Origin of the sequence: uncultured Aliivibrio sp. (assembly GCF_946479765.1) — a bacterium.
Classification (GTDB): domain Bacteria; phylum Pseudomonadota; class Gammaproteobacteria; order Enterobacterales; family Vibrionaceae; genus Aliivibrio.
Window position 1 is genome coordinate 1 of the sequence record NZ_CAMLHO010000052.1, and the last position, 19,291, is coordinate 19,291.

The following is a 19,291-nucleotide window of genomic DNA, read 5'->3' on the forward strand; positions in this document are numbered from 1 at the left end:
TATATAGTTAATGATACTATGACATTTTTCGAATATATATTATCAGTATTTAATAAAGATTTGGACTTTTCTGTATGGTAGGATTTATTGGTGCTCTTTCTTCAGCTTTATGTATATTGATTCTTGTTTTCATAACATTAATTGTTGGATATATAGATTCATTACTACCTGAGGCATCTGTTTTTAGGGTTAATGAAGCGACGTATAGATATCCAATTTCTAGTTATTATGTTACAGATGATGTACTTAAAGAACTGGATTTTATATTGATTAATATTGATGAAAATAAGAAATTCAAAACAAATTCAATAAATGTAGGTTGTAGTTTTGGATTTGATATTGGAGAGTCTTCAGCTAATAACATAATGGTTTATAATACAATTAAAATTGATACTGGAAAAATGCCAATGGAGGCTACCATGAATAAAAACCCCACTATGGATAAAAATAAATTAAATTATTGTTATGTGGATTTTAATGGTGTCGATTATGGGAGATGATGATGATGTTATGGCTCCAATGGTTGATGCTTTAACTGGAGCTATGGCAGCAATACTACTGGTGACTATATTTCTAATGTTGAATACAGTATCTTCCGTATCAGATACAATTAAGGAGTATGGTAAAAGTGCATTGTATAAAAATGAAGAAATGATAAGTGATATTTTTAAAAGAGAACCTCCTACGTTAATATTAAAAGAGAGTAGAGTTTATTTTTTTAAATCATATAAGTTGTCAGAAAGTCAGATCTCTTTAATAAAAAAAGAATTTGAAAAAAAACAGCCAAATAAGTTGAGTATATATTCTAATAATGAAGGTGATATTATAACCTATAACACGTTACTATTTATACGGGCTACAGGGTTAAGTGAAAATCTAGAAAATTTAAATATAATTTATTTACCGTCTAGAAACGGTAATATTACAGAGTTTGTTTGGGAGTAAGTGTTAATGAAGTATATTGGTTATATTCTTTTCTTTTCGTTATTTATATTTGTTGGATATATTGATGATGCAAGAGGGTTTTTCTTGCAATCAATAGATTTGGCACCAGAGATTACGTATCTAGTTACGTTCTTCTATTGTTATATTATTTTATTAGCTATTTTACTGGGTTTATTTCCGCAATTAGTTGAAGACCGTACCGCTGTATTTGATAGCCACTTAAAAATGGCATGTTCTGTTATGGTATCTCTAGGTTTAGTTGGTACGTTTGTGGGATTAGTTGATATGATTTCAGGGATTGCGACCGCATTATCTGGCGGTGAGACTGATTTTGCTAAAAGAATGGAGAGCCTACTTGGAGCTATAGCTTCTTCATTAGGGGCAATGTCATTTGCATTTATGACGTCTATTCTCGGTGTAGGAATTTCAGCTTACTCTTTAGTTGCTGGGAATTTCGTATCTACTGCATTTGACGAAAAAAAGAAAAAGCAAAAAAATAGTATTTCACTTGGAAATACAACTAAAGATGCATATTTATTGCATAAGGAAAACAGTGATCGTATTTTTGAACGTCTAGAATATATTGAAGAAAAAATAATTAATATAAAGTTAGATATTAATGAAACTGAAAGTGCGCCATATGCGTTATTTAATGAAATGATAAAGCAAAATGAACAGTTGGTTAATTACATTAAAGATATTAATAGCCAGCAAATAAAAGCAAATAAGTCATTAGAAAATATATTAATTGAACAAGTAAATCAGAGTAAATATGCCGATAACTTATCGGGTGTAATGAAATTAAATATTACTCATTTAGAGAATATATCTAAATCTACACGTTATGCTTTAAGAGGAATTGATGAGTTTCAACATAAGATTAAAAAATTATTTTATTAGACTTAATATTGTTTTGGCTTTGAATAATTAAAGGCTAATTAAAAGTTTAATCTTGTTAAATTTTATTGCTTAACTAAATAGTGGTATATTTACATTAATTTAAAGTAATAATTAATATAGATCACTCAAAAGCCACATTGTTAACATTAATGATGTGGCTTTTTATTGTTTAAATTTAGGGTATTATATGAGTAAAGTTCAGATAAATAGCGTTAATGACATTTCGATTACTGGTTTTGATATTATAGTTAAACTTCCTAATGGGGAAGTTAAAACTATTAAAAACGGTGTCACATCTCTTTTAAAAGGTGAACTTAATATATCAACAACAGATGGAAACATTCTACCTAGAGGTGATATATTAAATAAAGTCAATCTTGAGAGTAATGCAGCTGTTTTAATTCCTGCATTGATTCATTCACAGCAAGATGAAAGCAATGAAGTTAAAGATGCGGTGAAAGAAAGTATTCAACAAAATCAAAACGAATTAAAAAAAATACAAGAACAATTGAAAGAATTAGCTGAATTAAAGGAAAAGTTAGAAGAAAAAAGGAAGCAAGAAGAAGAGGAATTCTCTGATGAAAATAATGCAGAAGCTTTATTGATTGAAGATCTTTTAAACCAAGCGAATCAGGCTGTAATTGCTTTATCAGGACTAAGTAATAATGAAGGAGAAGTATTAGCTACTGACGCGAATGATAATACGAGTAAGAAAAGCTCAAATGAACAAGACTCACCTATAAGCAGTGGGTCTTCTTCTGGAAGCTCTCAACCATTACCCTCGAATGAAGGCGAAACCGAAGAAAAAACAGACCTTTTTGTTGATGTAAAGCTATCGAGTCGAAGTGATAGTGGGACTAAAAACGATTTTATTACTAATATAAATAAGCCAATTTTTGAAGGAAAAACATTACCAGGGGCAACGATTAGCATTTCTATTGATGGGGTTATTTATGAGTCTGTTGCTGATACTAATGGCAACGCAATCATTACATTAACTGATGAATTGAAAGATGGTGAATATAATTTAATAATTAAAGCCCGCGATGATGCAGGTAATGAAGTTTCAGTTAATCAGCTATTAATTATTGATACTATAGGACCTGAAGTATCGTTTACTTTGGATTCAGATAGTGGTACATCTGATTCTGATGGTCTTACAAATATAAATGCTCCTACATTTACTGGTAAAATTAGTGGTGACCCTAAATCGGTTTCTATTTCTGTTGGTGATATTAGTTATGTTTTGCCTGCAGAAAATGGAGAATGGTCGTTTACTTTCCCTGTGAAGTTAATTGATGGTGAATATGAGTTTTCAATCTCTGCTATTGATGAAGCTGGGAATGAAACCATCGTAAAACAAAAAGTTACGATTGATACTGTTAATGATTTTTCTGTCTCAATTACAGACATTACTGATTCTGGAGAAAAAGACGATTGGGTTACAAATATAAAACAACCAATCTTTCGTTTTGAACATGAAATTGGATCTACTATTCAGTTGATTTTAAATGATGTGTCATATGATGTTGTTGTTAGTTCTTTATCTCCAACTATCTTTCAACTTCCAAATGACTTGCCAGAGGGTATTCATAATATCACGTTCATATCAATCGATGCTGCGGGTAATAAATTAGAAATAAAACAAGTATTAACGATTGATTTAACCCCTCCAAACTTTTCATGGAATGGGTTATCAGAAGAATCAAATACAGGTGACTCTTCTGATAATATTACGTCTGAAACTGAACCGACTTTTATTGGTCGTGGTGAGATTGGGGCAAATGTTTTTGTCGAAATCGATGGGGTTACTTATTCAGCTAAAGTTGGAGATAATGGACGTTGGTCTGTATCTGTAACTAATAAATTACTTGATGAAACCTATTCTATTTCCGCATATGCAATAGATATTGCAGGTAATCGTTCAGAGATCATTAATTCACAAATTATTATTGATACTATTGGGCCTCAAATTACGGGTGGTTTAGACTCGATTAGTGATAGCGGTCAATTTAATAATGATGGTATTACTAATGCTGAAAGTATTGTATTTAAAGGAAATACTGAACCAAACTTAAAGGTTACCTTATCTATTGTAGCATTGAATATTACGCGTGTCGTGAACTCAGATCATGATGGAAATTGGCAGTTTAATGTTGATGGTTTAGATGAAGGAACATATACATATTCTATTACAGCTGTTGATGCTGCTGGAAATGAGAGTGTTAATTCAGCTCAAGGTACCGTTGTTATTGATAGGACAGTTGAAAATTTTTCGGCTCGTGTTAGTGAAAATTCAGACTCTGGCATTAATAATGATAGTCTTACCAATATTAAAACGCCGACGTTAACAGGTACTGGTGAGCCAGGGGCAAAAATTACGGTTAATATTAAAAATTCTGATGGTATTATTGGTAATGTCTATGGTCCAGTAACAGTAAATCAAAATGGCTTGTGGTCTTATACAATTCCAGATGAATTGAATGATGGGAAATATACTATTAATTTTTCCATTGTAGATATTGCTGGAAATATAGCGTCAATAGACTTACCTATAGAAATTGATACTCAAATAACGTTAACCGCTGAGTTAGATGCACTTTCTGATTCAGGTGATAATACAGATAATATTACTAATGTAAGCCAACCTGAATTTAAAGGGATATCTGATGCTGGGGCCACAATTCATTTAAATTTAACTCATTCTGAATCAGGTAGAAAAATTGAGTTAACCTCATTAGCATTAGCTAATGGGGTATGGTCTATTTCTATTCCTAAAGCACTGGAGTTAACAGAACAAGGTGAATGGGCTTGGATTATTAGTGCAACAGATATTGCTGGAAATAAAGCTACACCAGTTAGTGATTCATTTATATTTGATAATATTTCTCCAGATGTTCAAATTAGTCTTAATTCAGATACTGGGTTTGAGAGTACGCATACAAATGATAATACTTTAAACTTTTTAATTATTACTGAACCAACTACAACAGTATCACTTTCTATTTTTAAAGTGGCAAACGGTATTATAAGTACAACACCAGCCTATGAAACGGCTGTTCCTATGGTTGTAGGCCTTAATGGACGACTTACTTATGATGTAAGTGAATTAATTGATGGTGAATATGCGTATAATGTATTAGCAATAGATGTTGCAGGAAATCAGACAGTAACAGATTCTGCATTTGTTACTATTGATACGTTGGCTCCAAATTTAGGTATTGTTACTCTAACTGATAGCTCAGATTCTAATGAAGTTGGTGATAATATAACTAATAAGTCAGAATTGAGTTTTAGAGGCAATGGTAGTGAAGTAGGAAGTATCATTCACATTTCAGTTATTAATAAAGTTACAGGTATAGCTGTTAGTTTGTCGCCTTCGATTTACAATGTATCGTCGACTAACTGGGTTTACAAATTGCCAGTGGCTCTTGATGATGGCTTATATAATATTACTTTTAAAGCTGAAGATTCTGCAGGGAATTATTCGCCAAATACATCATTAGATATAACAATTGATACTATTGCCCCTCAAATTGGAGATGTACTACTTGAGAGTAGCTCTGATACAGGCATTATGGATAATGATTTTATTACTAATGAAGATAGCCCTACTTTTATAGGTTCCGCAGAATATGGAGCAACGATTACTCTTTCTATTTATCGCGGTAATACGTTTATAAAGTCGAATACTATTAAAATAGAGAATAAAGATGGCACATGGTCTTTAAATATAGCAAATCTACCTGATGGTCAATATCGTTGGGTTGTGTCAGCTAAGGATCTAGCGGGTAACGAAAGTCGTCTTGATAGTCAAGAGCAGTTGATAACGATAGATACAATTTATCAGGGAGCAACAGGTAAATTAGATAATGATTCTAACTCAGGTAATAAACTTGATAACATTACAAATGAACATAATATCAAGTTAACAGGACAGGGTGAAGTTGGTTCTAGCGTTAATATTAAAGCTTTAACAGGGCCAAATGGAACGGCAATTGATACTTCTGGTGTGGCAACAACAACGGTTAATAGTTTAGGTGTTTGGGAATTATTATTGCCTACTTTTACACTGAATGATGGTAACTATAGTTGGACTGTCGAGCTTGAAGATATTGCAGGTAACCGTACTGAAGTTTCTGGTATTATAGTACTGGATACTGAGACAACTGTTGATGGGATTCTCGAATCGGATTCCGGATTATCTAATGTTGACGGTATTACTAATGATAATACACCTACATTTTCTGGTAATGGTGAACCCGGAGGAACAGTTAAAGTTGTTATCTTTAATTCAAATGCTCAAGAAATTTTAGGCATACCAACTACAATCGTAGGCGGTGATGGTACATGGCGAGTGACTGTTCCAACTTCATTACAAATGGAAGGTGAGTATACTTGGCATGCTGAAATAACCGATATTGCAGGAAATAAAAAATCAACTGAAGACAAAATATTTATTTTGGATGAATCGGCTCCAATTATACTCAGTGCGGGGATTATTCTCGATAATGATGTTGGTTTTGAGAGTGATCCAATTAGAACTAATAATGACCGCCCAATGTTTCAAGGACAAACATCAGAAGCAAATGGTTCTGTTGTTGTTTACTTATATGCTGTAAATAATGGTGTTGTTAGTGGTTCTCCTACTTATTCTTCAGAGCCTGTTACTGCTAGTTCACAAGGTAATTTTACCATTAATATATCTGATGCTCTCAACGAAGGTGAATATCGGTGGGTGATAGAAGTTACTGATATTGCAGGTAATAAAGGGAAAAGTGAATCAGAAACCATTATTGTCGATAAAACAGCACCGACGTTGAGTAATGTCGCTTTATCAGATGACAGTGACACAAGTTTAGTGGCTGGTAGCAATCACTCTAATGATGAAACTCCTACATTTGTGGGAACATCAGAAGCAGGCGCTCGTGTGTCCATCCAATTAACCAATGGCAGCGGGGAACGCGTGGCATTACAACCTGATTTTGTGGTTGTTCAACCTGATGGATCATGGTCATACACCCCAACGACGGTTATTCTTGATGGTTCATACTCGTGGATTGCTCAGGTGATGGATGCGGCAGGTAACACATCAAACAGCGCTGCGATAGTATTGAATATTGATACGGTGGCTCCCGAGCTGTCGGGTGTTCGTCTTGATGCAAGCAGTGATACAGGTGACTTGAATGATGACAGCATCACAAAAGACACTACACCAACGTTCAGCGGTACGGCTGAGCAAGGCAATAAAATTGAATTAACGCTATTTAATATTGCAACGCCAAACACCGCTGCGTATACATTTACAATGACGGTTGCTAATGCTGGTGGTCAATGGAGTATTGATACGACTGAATTAGCACAAGGTAGCTATCGTTGGGTTGTGGTTGCGACAGATGCGGCAGGCAATACTAGTGAGCAAGCAAGTACAAAGGCTGTCGTGATTGATACGTCCATAACTGACTTTAATGCGGGAATGGATGCAAGTACGGACAGTGGTTCATCAAATAGTGATGACATAACGAACGTGACGCAAGTTAAGTTAAGTGGTACGGGTGAAGTGGGGGCAACGGTGACGTTGGCTTCGTTAGTGAACACTGCAAATGGTGCTTCGATCACTGTGCCAGTGACGTCAGTAACTGTGAATGCAGAAGGGAGTTGGTCGTTGAGTGCCCCGGCGTTGTCGGTAGATGGGACGTATGAATGGACCGTTAATATTGTTGATATTGCGGGGAATACAGCGACTCAAAAAGGCACATTTGTTTTTGATAATACGATCTCTGTAACGGCACGATTGGATGACAGCTCTGACTCGGGAGTAAGTGATTCTGATCGGATCACCAGTGAAAATACGCCGACGTTATCGGGTACAGGACAGGATGGAGACACCATCACTATTACGTTATCGGGCCCTGGTGGCTACCGACATGAAATGGTAACGACGGTGGTCAATGGAGTATGGCGTGTTACTTTTGATGAAAATAATGCATTAACTGTTGATGGTAAATACACATGGGAAGTGGAAGCGATAGACGCGGCGGGCAATACGACGTCAAAAGAGAGTGATTTTACGTTAGATACATCGGCACCGACGGCATCAACAGAGTTAATGAATGACAGTGGTGTTGCGGTTGATGATGGTATTACTAAGAATGATCAGTTATCCATCAAAGTGACAACCGCAGGGAATGCACACGAAGTACGTTTGGTCATTTGGAAGCAGGGCGAAACAGTTGCGGATGCAGTGTTTAATGCCACGCATCAGTTGGCGGGATCAGCGATCCATACGTTCACATCAACTCAGTTAGAAGAAGGGCGTTATCAATACAAAGTGATTGTAATTGATGCCGCGGGTAATGAATCTGAAAGTGCGATAACAAACGTTACGATTGATACATCAGCGCCTATCTTAGGAGAAGTGATTCAGGAAGATACATTGAATGGCACCTACGTTAATGATGCAGAGGTTAGCTTCACAGGAACGGCCGAGGCGGGCTCTCGTGTTTATTTCACATTAACGGATCGTTTAGGCAACCTTGTTGAAGTGAGCCCTGCGTACGTAGAGGCGATAGGTGGCAGTTGGACTTACGCTTTATCTGCCGTAGCAGCTGAAGCTCTTGCGGATGGAACCTACAATTGGAGTTTTATTGCTCAAGATGTTGCAGGAAATAGTTCGGTACCAACATTGGGATCTTTTAATTTAGATACTGCGCAACCTGAATTGCTTTTTACGGGGATCACAGCAGCAACAGACAGTGGTGACAATACGTCAGATATGCTGACGAATGCGGATAATCCAGTATTTACTGGCTCAGTAACAGAGAATGCTAAAATTACAGTGGTATTAACTTCAATACCTGCTGGACACACATATTCATTTGAAACGTCTGCTTTTGTTAACGGTTCTTGGACCTTAGTTGCTACGAGTGTTATTGCGGAAGGCAGCTACAATGTTGTAGTGACGGCCATTGATATGGCCGGTAATAGCAGTAATGTAGTAACGTCAGAGACTCATCTTGTTATCGATAGAACGGTAGAAGGTGGTGATGATATTGGCTTACACGCGGATTCAGATTCAGGCATCGTTGGTGATGATCTGACGAATAATTCATCCATTCAACTGGAAGGACAAGTTGAGCCAGGCAGTAAGGTTACGTTGAAATCGTTGTCTACTCCAAGTGCGTCATCTATTGATGTGAGTGCTGTAGGGGCAGTGACGGTTGATGAAAGTGGTCGCTGGGTTATTTCGTTGCCTGATTTTGGGGCAGAGCAAGGTGTTTATACTTATACCATTGAATATGTTGATGCGGCGGGCAATACAAAAGAAGTAAATGGCAGTTATGAGCTAGATACACTGATCAGTATTTCTGCTGTGTTAGAGGCTGGACAAGTCGAAAGTAATGGTGTGTTATACACTAAAAATGATTCTCCAGTATTTAAAGGGGCAGGGACGCAGGGCGATCGTATTGCTTTAACATTATCAGGGCCTAGCGGAAGTGAAGTACTTAATGCGGTGGTTGGCAGTAATGGTACATGGTCTATTGATGTTGCTGCTTTAGAAAGTGATGGCATTTATAATTGGTCTATTGTGGCAACGGATGCGGCAGGGAATACTGACAGTACACAGCGTGGTGCTTTCACTTTAGATACAACACCACCGTCAGTACAATCACTTGAGTTATTAACAGACAGTGGCTCTAGTGCCTCTGATGGGATAACACAAATTACCACACCAGATATTAAAGTCGTTACTGCAGGAGCTGCACATCAAGTTAAACTTTTGGTGTGGGAGGTAGGAAGTACGTCTGCATCGGCTGTTTATAATTCCGGTTTTGTTACAGTAAATGGTGATGGCAGTTATACATTCTCAGTGTCGACATTAGAGAATGGCCACTTTGAGTACCAAGTAATAGTGGTTGATATTGCTGGTAATGAAGCGGAATCTGATGTTGTTGCTATGACGATTGATACTGAACTGCCAATTCTTGGTGCAGTACAGCTTCAAGGCATAGAGAATGATGACTATGTAAATGATAACCAACTTGTTTTTTCAGGAACAGGGGCTGAAATTGGATCTCGAATTTATTTAACCGTAACAAATGCTGCGGGTGTTGTCGCTGATTTATCACCAGGTTTTGTCACGGTGAGAGACAATGGTACGTGGACATTCTCATTACCAGAGAGCCTTGATTTAGCGGATGGTGCCTATACATGGTCTGTATTTGCTCAAGATGCTGCTGGTAATAATTCACCAGCACAGTCTGATACCGTCATTATTGATACACAATTGCCTATCGTGGAGTTTACGGGATTAACTGAAGCAACCGATTCTGGAGAAAATCATACTGATATGCTAACGAATTCGTTACGCCCAGTCTTCAGCGGTAGTGTAACAGAATCGTCGAAAATAAAAGTAATTTTGCAAACCGGCGCTACAAAAATAGAATTTGAAACAACTACTTACAGTGATGGGAATTGGACACTGGCCGCTTCTCGAGATATTCCAGAAGGGTCTTATACGGTAACGGTGATTGCTACTGATAAAGCAGGCAATATCAGTGCGTCCGTAGTCAGTGATAAAACATTAGTAATAGATCGTACTGTTACTGGTGGAGATGATTATGGTCTGAGTACAGATACTGACAGTGGGGCAATAAATTCTGATGACATCACTAATTCAACTTCGGTTAAATTGTCCGGTAATGTAGAAGCTGGTACTAAAGTGACGCTTGTTTCTTTAGATAATCCGAATAGTGTTGCGGTTGTTATTCCAAATAATGTATCCGTAACCGCAGGCCAAGATGGATCATGGACGTTAGATGTCCCTGCATTTGGGAATGAAAATGGTGAGTATAGTTATGCCCTTCGTTATGAAGATATTGCTGGTAACATTAAAAATGTAACGGGTAATTTTACCTTTGATAATGAGATTGATCTGACGGCTCAATTTGATTCTCAAACGGGTATATCTGGCGATGGGATCGTGTTTACCAATACGAAAGAACCAGTGATCTCGGGTACGGGGGATCGTGGCGATAAGATCAAAGTGGTGATTAGTGGCCCTGCGGGCTCACAAACATTGAATACGGTTGTTGCTGAAAATGGCTCGTGGTCAGTCACCGCAGCTGAAATTGTTCAAGATGGTATTTACTCTTGGACAGTTACAGCGACAGATGTGGCGGGTAATGACAGCAAGATAACAAAGAGTTTTACGCTTGATACGACGGCTCCAACAGCAACTACGGATCTTCAAAATGACACCGGTTTTGAGTCGGATGATAACTTGACTAATGATGGTGTGTTGAGCATTCTTGCGAGTACACAAGGTAATGCATCAGAAATAACGTTAACTGTGTGGCGAAATGGAGCACCTGGTACGTTAATTATTAATGAGACCGTTAACCTTAATGGTGCGGTATCACATGAATTTACAACTAGCGATCTTGCTGAAGGTAACTACCAATATAAAGTGACTGTGACAGATATTGCTGGTAACTCTGCAGAGTCATCTGTGGCGAATGTAGTCATCGATAAAACAGCACCGACGTTGAGTAATGTCGCTTTATCAGATGACAGTGACACAAGTTTAGTGGCTGGTAGCAATCACTCTAATGATGAAACTCCTACATTTGTGGGAACATCAGAAGCAGGCGCTCGTGTGTCCATCCAATTAACCAATGGCAGCGGGGAACGCGTGGCATTACAACCTGATTTTGTGGTTGTTCAACCTGATGGATCATGGTCATACACCCCAACGACGGTTATTCTTGATGGTTCATACTCGTGGATTGCTCAGGTGATGGATGCGGCAGGTAACACATCAAACAGCGCTGCGATAGTATTGAATATTGATACGGTGGCTCCCGAGCTGTCGGGTGTTCGTCTTGATGCAAGCAGTGATACAGGTGACTTGAATGATGACAGCATCACAAAAGACACTACACCAACGTTCAGCGGTACGGCTGAGCAAGGCAATAAAATTGAATTAACGCTATTTAATATTGCAACGCCAAACACCGCTGCGTATACATTTACAATGACGGTTGCTAATGCTGGTGGTCAATGGAGTATTGATACGACTGAATTAGCACAAGGTAGCTATCGTTGGGTTGTGGTTGCGACAGATGCGGCAGGCAATACTAGTGAGCAAGCAAGTACAAAGGCTGTCGTGATTGATACGTCCATAACTGACTTTAATGCGGGAATGGATGCAAGTACGGACAGTGGTTCATCAAATAGTGATGACATAACGAACGTGACGCAAGTTAAGTTAAGTGGTACGGGTGAAGTGGGGGCAACGGTGACGTTGGCTTCGTTAGTGAACACTGCAAATGGTGCTTCGATCACTGTGCCAGTGACGTCAGTAACTGTGAATGCAGAAGGGAGTTGGTCGTTGAGTGCCCCGGCGTTGTCGGTAGATGGGACGTATGAATGGACCGTTAATATTGTTGATATTGCGGGGAATACAGCGACTCAAAAAGGCACATTTGTTTTTGATAATACGATCTCTGTAACGGCTGATTTTGGATCTCAAACAGGAAGTTCTGATGATGTGGTTTATTCAAATAACAATGCACCATCCTTTAACGGTACGGGCACTAATGGTGATAAGGTTCAATTAGTTCTAACTGGCCCTGGAAATTACTCAAGAGAATTTGAAGCAATCGTTGGTGCTAATGGTCAATGGGGTTTGACCATTAATCCTGTGTTACCTTTAGATGGCACATACTCTTGGACAGTGACAGCAACAGATACTGCTGGTAACAAGACTCCAGAGAACAATGGCCAATTTACGTTGGATACAAAAGCCCCGTTACTTACAAGTGCGTCTCTGGATTCGAACTCTGACAGTGGTTTTTCATCGAATGATGGTATTACTCAAGATAAAACGCCTACATTCAGTATTGTTGGTGAGGTTGGTGCTAAAGTTATTGTGAAACTATGGAGTGGCATATCTGCGACAGGTGAACCTCATTGGACATCATCAGAAGTAACAATTCCTGAATCAGGCATATTGTCTATTACAAACGCTGATGCATTAAATGATGGTAAATTTGTTTGGATTGCGATTTTAACTGATATTGCTGGCAACGTAACTAATTCAGAGCAACAGTTATTAATTGTGGATACAATTGCACCAACATTTGATTCATTTAAGTTAGCATCAGATACAGGCGTAGATATAACCGATAACATTACTAAAGATAATACTCCATTATTTACAGGTATTGCAGAATCAGGAAGTCGTATATCTCTGGATATAAAAAATACATCTGGTGTCAGTCAATCTATTATGCCGTCATTTATTGAAGTCGGTGGCGATGGTAATTGGAGTTATCAATTAACAAATATATTAGTTGATGGTCAATATACGATTAAATCGATTGTTACTGATGCTGCTGGTAACCAGACGGAAAGTGCAAATATAACGATTACTATTGACACTGTTGCTCCTTTACTAAGTGATGTAATGCTAGCTGATGGTAACGATTCAGGATTAAACCATTCAGATGGCATTACAAATATTACGACTCCGGTTTTTTCAGGTGTCTCTGAAGTTGGTGCTACTGTTACACTTGTTCTTAAAAAAGGGGATGAAGTTCTTCAAACACTAAACTCAGTCGTCACTGATTCTAATGGTTTATGGCTAATATCTAATGTTACTGAATTAGAAGATGGTGCTTATAATTGGGTTGCGACTGCTACTGATATCGCAGGTAATATATCTGAAGAAATAACAGGTAGCATTACTATAGATACTTCTATAGATATATTTACAGTATCTTTAGCATCTGAAGATGATACTGGTAGTGTAAATGATGATGCAATTACTAATAAATCAGATGTTTCATTATCAGGTAGCGCAGAAGCCAATTCTAAAATTACGTTGAAATCATTAACGTTTAACAGTGAAATGATTGATATAACAGCTGCTACTGTAGCTACAGTAATAAATGGTTTATGGGAAATATCACTTCCTCGTCTAGTTAATGGGGATGGTATTTATAATTACGTTGTCGAAATTGAAGACATTGCGGGTAACAAAAGAACGCTTAATGGGTCAATCACACTTGATACATCTCAACCTATTTTGTCTGCTGTTTTAGATGACGCATCAGATTCTGGGGATTCTAGCGATGGGATTACTAATAATGTTAGACCCACTTTTTCTGGTAATGTTAACGAAGCATCTAGTATAGAGTTAAAACTCTATCAAGGAGACCGTTTAGTTGCATCTTATGGACCAATTACTACTTCAGATCATTGGTCTATTGATGTAACGGATAATCTTGATGATGGGACATATACTTGGAAGGTTGAAGCGACAGATGTTGCCGGTAATATATCGATTATTACAAAGGACATAATAATTGATACCATGCCTCCAACATTAACGGCCAGTCTTGATTCTGCGACTGATTCTGGTGAATCTTCATCTGATGGGATAACGAAAGAACAGACTTTAAACTTTAAGGGTTCTGTTGGAGGCGAAGGATCCTCTTTAATTACGGTACGACTTGAATTTGGTTTGAGAGGTGAGATTCAAGCTCGTTCAGAACAAACCGTTACCAGTGGTAATAATTATGATTTTACGGTCAATGCATCTATAGATGGCACTTATACTTGGAAAGTCATTGCGGTAGATGTTGCGGGAAATGAAATTGAAAGATTGGGAACTGTTATTGTTGATACACAGTTACAAGACTTTTCTGCTAATACTGGTTTAGATTCATCTTCAGATGTTGGTGAATCAGATATTGATGGTATTTCTTCTGATACAACGCCAAGTTTTGTGGGTAAAACTGAACCTAATGCTAAAGTATCATTAACGGTAACTTTAGTTGGTGATGTTATTGCTTTAGTTGAAGTACATGCGAATGATAATGGTGATTTTTTCATTACGATCCCAAGTGGGAGTGCATTGACTGTTGATGGCACTTATTTGTGGACGTTACAGGCAGAAGATTTAGCTGGTAACACTAAATCTAAGAGCGGTTCTTATACATTAGATACCACCGCTCCAGATGTTTCATTTGTTTTGGATAATGATTCGGGTAATGCTAGCGATGATTGGATAACTAAAAATAATCAATTATCAATATCTGGTTCAACAAATGATGCTGCTCAAATAAAAGTGATTTTAATTTCGGGTTCAACTATTTTAAATGAGCAAAATATTACGCCTATTGCTGGTGCATGGGATTACTCTTTTGCCACGGTTTTGGATGATGGTCGTTATACTGTAAAAATTGAATCGACGGATATTGCAGGTAATAGTTTCTCAGCAAATAAAGTACTAATTATTGATACGACAGTTATCAATGAATTTAGGTTAGAATCTGATTCTGGATCGCTAGATAATGATCAAGTAACTAATGTAGAAAATTTAGTATTTACGGGGCTAACAGACCGTGATGCGACTCTTAATTTTACAGTGAAGAGCCTTGATGGCACTACTTTATATAATTATGTTCCGACAGTAAATGCAGATACTGGTCAATGGAGTTTTGAACAACCTGATATTTTAGCTGAAGGACAATATATTATAGTAGTGACTGCAACAGATATTGCAGGTAATAAAAATATTAGTACAGACTATAATATTACTATAGACAGGACTCCTCCAATATTGTTGGGGATTACGTTGAACTCTGATGATGATACCGGTGTTATTGGTGATTGGATTACGGAAACTCAAAAAGTATCAATTACTGGCCAAACATCTATTGGATCAACAGTTAAGGTTTTCATTGCTGGTATAGAAACACCTATTAATGCAGGTGTAGGTGCATCTGGTCAATTTACGGTAGCACTTCCAATATTAGAGTATGGTGTTCATACATTAACTATTATATCAACAGATATTGCTGGTAATTCAATCGAAAAAGAACAACGTTTAACGGTAAGCCCTGATGTTTTGCCTTTTGTTCCTGGATTAGAGGCTAATAGTGATAGCGGAGAAAAAGGAGATAATGTAACGAACATTACGACACCTACAATTACGGGTAGCGGTACGCCAGGATATACGGTTAAAGCAACGTTGGGGGATGTCACATATACTGCTTTAGTTAATGAAGCGGGTGTTTGGTCATTCCAGATCCCAGTGATTTTATTGGATGGTAGTCATAGTATTGGATTTGTATTAGTTGATAATGCGGGTAATGAAATAGCTCAAAATCCTTATGTTTTTACCGTTGATACAAATGTTGATACAACATTTGAGTTAGATTCTGATTCTGATTCTGGTCAAAAAGGTGATTTTATTACCAATGCCCAAAATATTAATTTAACAGGTTCAACTGAAATAGGGGTAACAGTTGTCATTAAGGATAAATTGACAAATAACATAGTTGCGGACTTCGTCACAACATCATCCTCTTGGAGGTATGCATTTTCTGGTTTAGCTGAAGGGATTCATGTTTTTGTTGTGGAACTGCGAGATAAAGCAGGGAATGAAAGCTCTCAAGAAGTTACTATTACTATTGATAGAACGCCACCAGTATTAACTGCCATGGTAGGAGATGATACGGATATTGGATCTATTGTTTCAAAAAGTAAAAATCAAACATTTAGTGGTACAGTGAATGAAGGTACGATATCGTTAATATTAGCAATTAATGGCAGTAATCATGATGTGACTATTAATGATGATGGATCTTGGTCATTAGAATTAACATTAAACGAAGGGTTAAATAATTTCACGATTACAGCAGAAGATGTTGCCGGTAACTCTGCGATCAAGCAAGGTATCATTAATATTAAGACTGAGATTCGTTTTACTATGGAAGTAGAAAATGATAATGGTCAATTTGATACAGATAAAATATTAAGTGGTTCTAAGATTGTTCTAGGGGGGAATGGTGGTGCTGGAGATAATGTTCGACTTACTTTGACTAATTCTCAAGGTGTAGAAACAAATATCACGTTAACTGTGCCATCATCTGGTATTTGGCAGCATGAATTTACTGACTTGAGCGATGGCAGTTATACGGTTTCAGCAGTTGTTAGTGATGATGCTGGTAATACATTAAATCGTGAATTGAACAGTATTGTTGTTGATAACCAAAACCAGTCCTTTTCAGGATTACTCGTGGATGACAATGGATTGACCGATGATAATATTGTTTCAACATCAAGACCTACGTTTAAAGGTGTAGGTGAGATTGGATCTGAAGTTACGATTGTCATCGCAGGGATTAGTTATAATACACAAGTCAGTTCATCTGGAACTTGGCAATTCCAGTTACCAGTAGATCTATCGGATGGCCCTCATTCTGTTCTTATGTATTCTATTGACCGGGCTGGTAATAAAAGTCCAAATGTAACGGTTGAGTTTGATATTGATAGTACTGCTCCAGAGTTTACTTATGCTATAGACGGCGTGGCGAACAATGGAAATGACCAATATTTGAATGCTTCTAGTGAAAGTTTGATATTTAGAGGAACCGCATCTGAAGCTGGTAGGTTAACTATTCATATTAATAATATGGAATTTACTCAAGTTTTAAGCAGCAGGGGAGACTGGACTATTGATGTAGGGACGATTGTTGAACGAGCTCATCCTTATACGATTTTATTTGAAGATATTGCTGGTAATAAAATAACTAAAACAGGAACGATAATTGTGGATCGTACAATTAAATTTTTTGTTGATTTGGATTTTAACTCAGATACACATGGACCTCAGCAAGGACAAACGGGAGATAACATAACTAGTCGTAAAGACTTAACATTTACATTCCAAAGGTCTGCGGCAGGAACTGATAATGATGTAACTGCAAGTGTAATAATTACGGGGCCTGCTAGTTTCACTCAAGAGTTTAATGATATTGATGTTTCCGGAACTTGGCGCTTACCTGTTACGCTCGTGGCAGATGGTAATTATGTATTTAATTGGTCGTTTATTGATAGTGCGGGTAATACGGCAAGTAGTCGATTTAGCGTCACCGTTGACTCACATATAGATAATATGATAATAGAGGATTTTTCTATTGATGGGATGTCATTAAAAACAGGTGAATCGTTATCTATAAATAAAGAACTTGTTTCATTAAACTTTAACCCTACGACTTCTAGTGAATATACAGAGGTAAGAGTTCAAGTTAATAATGGACGAGAATTTAATGCTGTATGGACTGGCTCTGGTTATGTTGTATTTGGTATGCCATTAAGTGATGGAATTAATAATATTACAATTACGGCTTGGGACCGTGCTGGCAATTCTACGACTATTAATCAAAAGGTAGTTGTTAAAACTGAATTTGATGTATTGGAATTATCAATAGATGGGACTCATCAGGATAACTTAAATAATATTTCAGATATTTATAGTAATTCGGATGCTAGCACAATAACTTTAAGTGGTAATACAGATCTTGGTTCTTCTTTTGTTATCCTTGTTGATGGACGTAAAGTTCATGAAGGAACCGTGAATGAAAGAGGAGAGTGGGTACATGAATTAGTGTTATCTGAAGGTTCTAATAAGGTAGTTATTAATTTTACAGATATAGCTGGTAATGAAAAATCACTTTCATTCAATGGTATTATCGATACTGTTAATCCTATTATTACAATAGATAGTATTGTAGGAGAGGGCTATCAAGTTATCGATGGAGATAAAACTATTCGAGGCGATTCTGTTATACTACAAGGAAGAATAGATGCAGGCTCATTGATTACCAGTATAACTCTTAATGGTGTATCAATAGTACTTGCAGATGATTACCTTTCTGCTGGACGTTGGAATATTGATATTTTGAATTTGGTTGAAGGTAATAATGCGATTATTATTACAACAGAAGATAAAGCAGGTAACATAACGAGTGAAAACTTGGTTATTCATCGTGATTCAATGGTTAGTGATTTCACTGTTGTTCTATCAGACAATGAACCGTTTGTTACTGATATTCCAACGTTAAATGGCACTGTAGAACAGGGTTCATCGATGACTGTTGAGTTATTAACTAGTGATAAATCAGTTGTTTATACAAGTAATATATCAGTTAATGCTGAGGGTGATTGGGGTGTGTCCGCTCCTACGCTAGAGTTAATTGATGGTCAATATACATGGAAAATAACAGCACAAGACCTAGCGGGTAATGAACTTGTTAGAGAAATATCTTTTACATTAGATACCTTAGCGCCAAATGCCCCAAGTATTGCGTTAGATACAGACAGTGGTACGGTAGGAAATGATCTGATCACCAATGATGGGGCGTTTACTGTTACCCCAAGTGAAGTTGGTAATCGCATTGAATACCTAGTTGATAGCAATTGGGTAACAACACAACCAGTGGCAGTGGAAGGGATTAACGCCATCGTTGTTCGTGAAGTGGATGCAGCAGGTAATGCTTCTGAAGAAACTCGATTTAACTTTACATTAGATACTCGAGCGCCAAATGCCCCAAGTATTGCGTTAGATACAGACAGTGGTACGGTAGGAAAT

4 protein-coding genes are annotated in these 19,291 nt (G+C 37.3%); all 4 read left to right on the forward strand.

What is annotated here, in order from left to right:
- The first annotated feature begins 74 nt into the window (after positions 1-74).
- Positions 75-500, forward strand: a complete 426-nt coding sequence (locus Q1K78_RS14830) for a hypothetical protein (RefSeq protein ID WP_300180492.1) — start codon at positions 75-77, stop codon at positions 498-500.
- Positions 490-945, forward strand: a complete 456-nt coding sequence (locus Q1K78_RS14835) for a hypothetical protein (protein WP_300180495.1) — start codon at positions 490-492, stop codon at positions 943-945. The genes Q1K78_RS14830 and Q1K78_RS14835 overlap by 11 nt, the downstream gene beginning before the upstream one ends.
- Positions 946-951: 6 nt before the next feature.
- Positions 952-1,845 (forward strand): hypothetical protein, encoded by an 894-nt coding sequence (locus Q1K78_RS14840; protein WP_300180498.1) that lies wholly within the window; start codon positions 952-954, stop codon positions 1,843-1,845.
- Positions 1,846-2,032: 187 nt separating this feature from the next.
- Positions 2,033-19,291: Ig-like domain-containing protein (locus Q1K78_RS14845; protein WP_300180501.1), on the forward strand; the 17,259-nt coding region annotated here is incomplete at its 3' end.